At 73.4% G+C, this 3,686-nt stretch carries 4 protein-coding genes; 1 reads left to right on the top strand and 3 read right to left on the bottom strand.

Going from position 1 to position 3,686, the window contains the following annotated elements; all coding sequences use genetic code 11:
• From DEF28_RS25905 to DEF28_RS25895, 3 genes are all read right to left on the bottom strand, one after another.
• Positions 1-775: SDR family NAD(P)-dependent oxidoreductase (locus DEF28_RS25905; RefSeq protein ID WP_233515550.1), on the bottom strand; the 775-nt coding region annotated here is incomplete at its 3' end.
• Entirely contained in the window at positions 772-1,932 is a 1,161-nt protein-coding gene (locus tag DEF28_RS25900) for an acyltransferase family protein (RefSeq protein ID WP_114446252.1), read from the bottom strand. The genes DEF28_RS25900 and DEF28_RS25905, both read right to left, overlap by 4 nt.
• Positions 1,933-1,967: 35 nt before the next feature.
• Positions 1,968-2,618, bottom strand: coding sequence for a TetR/AcrR family transcriptional regulator (locus DEF28_RS25895; protein ID WP_114400905.1), 651 nt, complete (start codon positions 2,616-2,618; stop codon positions 1,968-1,970).
• 378 nt (positions 2,619-2,996) lie between these two features.
• Here DEF28_RS25895 and DEF28_RS25890 point away from each other — a divergent pair, with 378 nt between their 5' ends.
• The gene (locus DEF28_RS25890; RefSeq protein ID WP_158562922.1) at positions 2,997-3,554 is read left to right on the top strand and encodes a septum formation family protein; all 558 of its coding nucleotides are present in this window, start codon (positions 2,997-2,999) and stop codon (positions 3,552-3,554) included.
• The last annotated feature ends 132 nt before the right edge of the window (positions 3,555-3,686 follow it).

Raw genomic sequence — 3,686 nt, 5'->3', positions numbered from 1 at the left:
ACCAGGTCGCCGACGCCGCGGAGCACGTCATCGCGGGCGGCGGCGCGCCGGCCGTGAGGACCCAGGCGGCTCCGGTGCCGCCGCCCGCGATGACGTGCTCCGCGGCGTCGGCGACCTGGTCGGGGGTGAGGAGTTCGATGGTGCCGCCCCGCTCGGCCAGTGCGGGGAGCAGCGGCCGGACCATGGGGGTGTCGACGAATCCCGGGCAGAGCGCGTTGACGGTGGTGCCGTCCTCGGCCAGGGAGAGCGCCAGCGCGCGGACCACGCCGATGGCGGCGTGCTTGGTCGCGGCGTAGGTCACGTTGCCGGGGGCCGCGATCAGTCCGGCGAGGCTGGAGGTGACGAGGATCGCTCCGCCGCCGGCCGCGCGCAGGGCGGGCGCGGCCGCGTGGGCGCCGAAGACGACGCCGTCCAGGTTGACGCGCACGCCGCGGCGGTGCGCCTCGACGTCGAGTTCGGCTCCGGGGCCGGGGGTCCCGGCTCCGGTTCCGGCGTTGAGGTGGGCGATGTCGAGGCGGCCGTGGCGCTCGACGGCGGCGGCGACGGCCGCCGCGTTGGCGTCGGGGTCGGCGACGTCGGTGTGGACGAAGAGGCCGCCGACGGCGTCGGCCACCCGTCGGCCGTTGCCGGCGTCGATGTCGGCGACCACGACGTGCCCGCCGCGTGCGGCCACCCGCCGCGCGACGGCCTCGCCGATGCCGCTGCCGGCGCCGGTGACGAGGGCGACCTTGCCGCGCAGCACGTGGGCGGGGTCCTCCCGCTCGGGGGCGGTCACAGGACGCGCCGTGCGGCCGGGACGGTGCGGACGAGAGCGGCCAGTCCCCAGCAGAGCGGGACGGCGAGCAGTCCGGCGACCGCGAACTTGGCGACGGCGACGGCCTGCCAGCCGCTGAGGGCGTGGCCGAGGGCGACGAGCACGAGTGCGTGCAGGACGTAGACGGCGAAGGCGTTGTCGGACAGGAAGCGGCTGAGGCGGCCCTGCCGGTCGAAGCGGGCGCTGAAGAGCGCGAGCAGGGCGAGGATGGCGCCGGCCGCGAAGGTGTTCTCCCAGGCCGCGAGGGCGAGGCTCTGCCAGGAGCCGGGGGCGCCGGCGGAGAGCTGTGCCATGAACGGCAGGACGGCGGCGGCGCTGGCGGCGGCGACGGCGGACCCGGTCCAGCCGGCGGCGCGCGGGACGCGTCCGGTCCAGCCGCGCCGGGCCGCGAGGACGCCGACGGTGAACAGCGCGGCGTACTGCGGGAGGAACTGGGGGCTGGGCAGGCCGACGACGGGCCAGTAGGGGGCGGGGTTGACGATGCGCCACAGGTAGGTGGCGAGGGTGAGTGCGGCGACGAAGCCGACGACGGCGAGCGGGCCGGGGCCGGCGGTGCCGCGGGCCGCGGGCGGCGGCGTGGCGGGGGTGCCGGTGCGTCGGGTGCGGATCCGGCGGAGGAGGGCGTAGCCGAGGCTGAAGACGAGCAGTACCTCGACGAACCACAGCGGCCCGGGGTCCCAGGAGACGAGGTAGAAGAACCAGTACGGCATCTCGCGGCCCTCGGCGAGGAGGGCGCGGTAGGTGTCGGTGGTCAGCAGCGGCCGCAGCAGGACCAGGAAGGCCAGCAGGGGGATGCCGAGGCGGACGGCCCGGTCGCGCAGGAAGGCCCGGGGGCCCTTGCGGTCGAAGGAGCGGGGGACGAAGTAGCCGGAGATGAGGAAGAAGAACCCCATGAAGAACGCCTGGTTGAACACCACGAGGCCGTCGAGGGCGGTTCCGGAGGGGTCGGCGGCCGGCTCGGCGTAGAACCACAGGCCGATGTTGCCGTAGGTCACGGCGACGTGGTGCAGCACGACCATGACGGTGAGCAGGACGCGGATGTTGTCGATGAAGGCGAGCCGCGGGCGTGCCGCCGCGGGGCGGGGGGCGGTCTCGGGGGGCCGGGTCTGTTCGACCATGGGCTGGGCCTCTTCGCTGTTCGAGGGGTCGGGGGTCAGTCGGCGCCGGGGGCTCGGACGCCGTTGAGGAGGAGGTCGGCGAGCTGCCGGGCGTGTGCCTCCAGGTCGTGCTCGGGGTAGGCCGTCCAGTAGCCGAACATGGTGTCCACCGCGGCCTGGTGGGTGACGGCCATGACCCTGGTGTCGAAGGCGCGGAACTCCCCGCTGGCCTGGCCGGCCCGGTAGAGGGCCTCCAGGGCCTGGTACAGGGGCTCGCTGCTGTGCGCTCCGAAGCGCGGTTTGCCGTCCGGGGTGCGCAGGTTGTTGAAGATCTCACCGAGGGCGATCAGCTGGTCCCGGTGGCCGCGCATGTACTCGGCGGCGCCGAGGATGTGGGCGCGCACGCTGGCGGCGACGGTGGCTTGCTCGGCCACCAGAGGCGCCGTGTGCTCGGCGGCGTCGGTGTAGATGCGCTCCACCACCTGCTCCATGAGCTCGTCCTTTCCGGCGAAGTGGTAGGAGATCACCCCCTTGCTGATCCCGGCGCGTTCGGCGATGCGGGCCAGGGAGGCGCCGGCGAATCCGAGTTCGGCGATCGCGCCGATCGCCGCGGCGATGATCTGCGCGCGGCGGGCCTGCTCGATGAACGACCGGTCGCCCTGGCCACCATCGGACTTTCGACCGCTCGGCTGATTTTTTGACCGCATGGCCAGAATTTAGCACAGACGGCCAGACGTCCGCCCGGTCGTGTCTGGCCGACCCCGGCCGCGGCCGAGTGATGTCCGCCGGATGTTCGCCGGAGGTTCCGATGGGGGGAACCGGCGGCCGGGATACTCCGTCTGAGGTTCGGACACGCCGGGTGCGCGGGAGCGGGGCGGCGAACGCCTACGCTGCGTGACCTCGCGCTGTTCACGCACCCGTACCGGCGCCTGGCGGCGCCGGTACGGACGGGTCGGCCCGAGAAACCGACAACTCGCCTACCAGCGGAAATGTCGCCCGAGTCGGGAACGGTCCGTCAGTCGTCCGAAGGGTCTGTTATGTTTACCCGCACCTTAGCCCCCAGAATCGCTTTGGAGCTTTCTGTCATGTCCCAACCGTTCGGCGCCTACCTGCGCGCCTTCACCCTCGGTAGCGTCGCCCTCGGCGCCGCTGTCACGCTGTCGGCCTGCGGCGCCCTCCCCGGTCTGGGCGCCCCGCAGCAGCAGCAGAACGGCGGTGCCGGTACCGACGCCGGTGCCGGTACCGACACCTCCGCCGGCAACGAGGCCCCGGCCGAGGCCGAGGACTCCGACGTCTTCACCATCGCCGTCGGCGACTGCCTCAACGACGCCGCCATGACCGGCGAGGTGCAGGAGGTGCCCGTCATCTCCTGCGACCAGCCGCACGACTCCGAGGTCTACGCGAGCGTCATCATGGCCGACGGCGCCTTCCCCGGCGACGAGGCCGTGAACTCCGAGGCCGAGACCAAGTGCGACGAGGAGTTCACCTCCTTCGTCGGCCTCACCTACATGGAGTCCGTGCTGCTCTACTCGTGGTACGTCCCGACCGAGCAGTCCTGGTCCAACGGCGACCGCGAGATCCTCTGCCTGATCTCCTCGCCTGACGGCCAGACCACGGGCTCCCTCCAGGGCGCCAACCGCTGACGTCCCCCGCCGGACCTCTCCGCCGGTGTCGTGCCTGACGGCTGACCCGGCATCCCCCGCCGCCCCCCGGCCATGCCCCGCCGGGGAGCAGCGACGATCGGCGCCGGACGCCGCCCCGGCACCCCTCAGCAC

The organism is Marinitenerispora sediminis (assembly GCF_003336425.1).
Lineage (GTDB): Bacteria > Actinomycetota > Actinomycetes > Streptosporangiales > Streptosporangiaceae > Marinitenerispora > Marinitenerispora sediminis.
Note: the sequence above shows the minus strand (reverse complement) of the source record. Positions and strands in the feature narration are given on the sequence as shown.

Coding starts and splice junctions, on each gene's coding strand:
- DEF28_RS25900 (WP_114446252.1), bottom strand. CDS start 1,932: ATGGTCGAACAGACCCGGCCCCCCGAGACCGCCCCCCGCCCCGCGGCG.
- DEF28_RS25895 (WP_114400905.1), bottom strand. CDS start 2,618: ATGCGGTCAAAAAATCAGCCGAGCGGTCGAAAGTCCGATGGTGGCCAG.
- DEF28_RS25890 (WP_158562922.1), top strand. CDS start 2,997: ATGTCCCAACCGTTCGGCGCCTACCTGCGCGCCTTCACCCTCGGTAGC.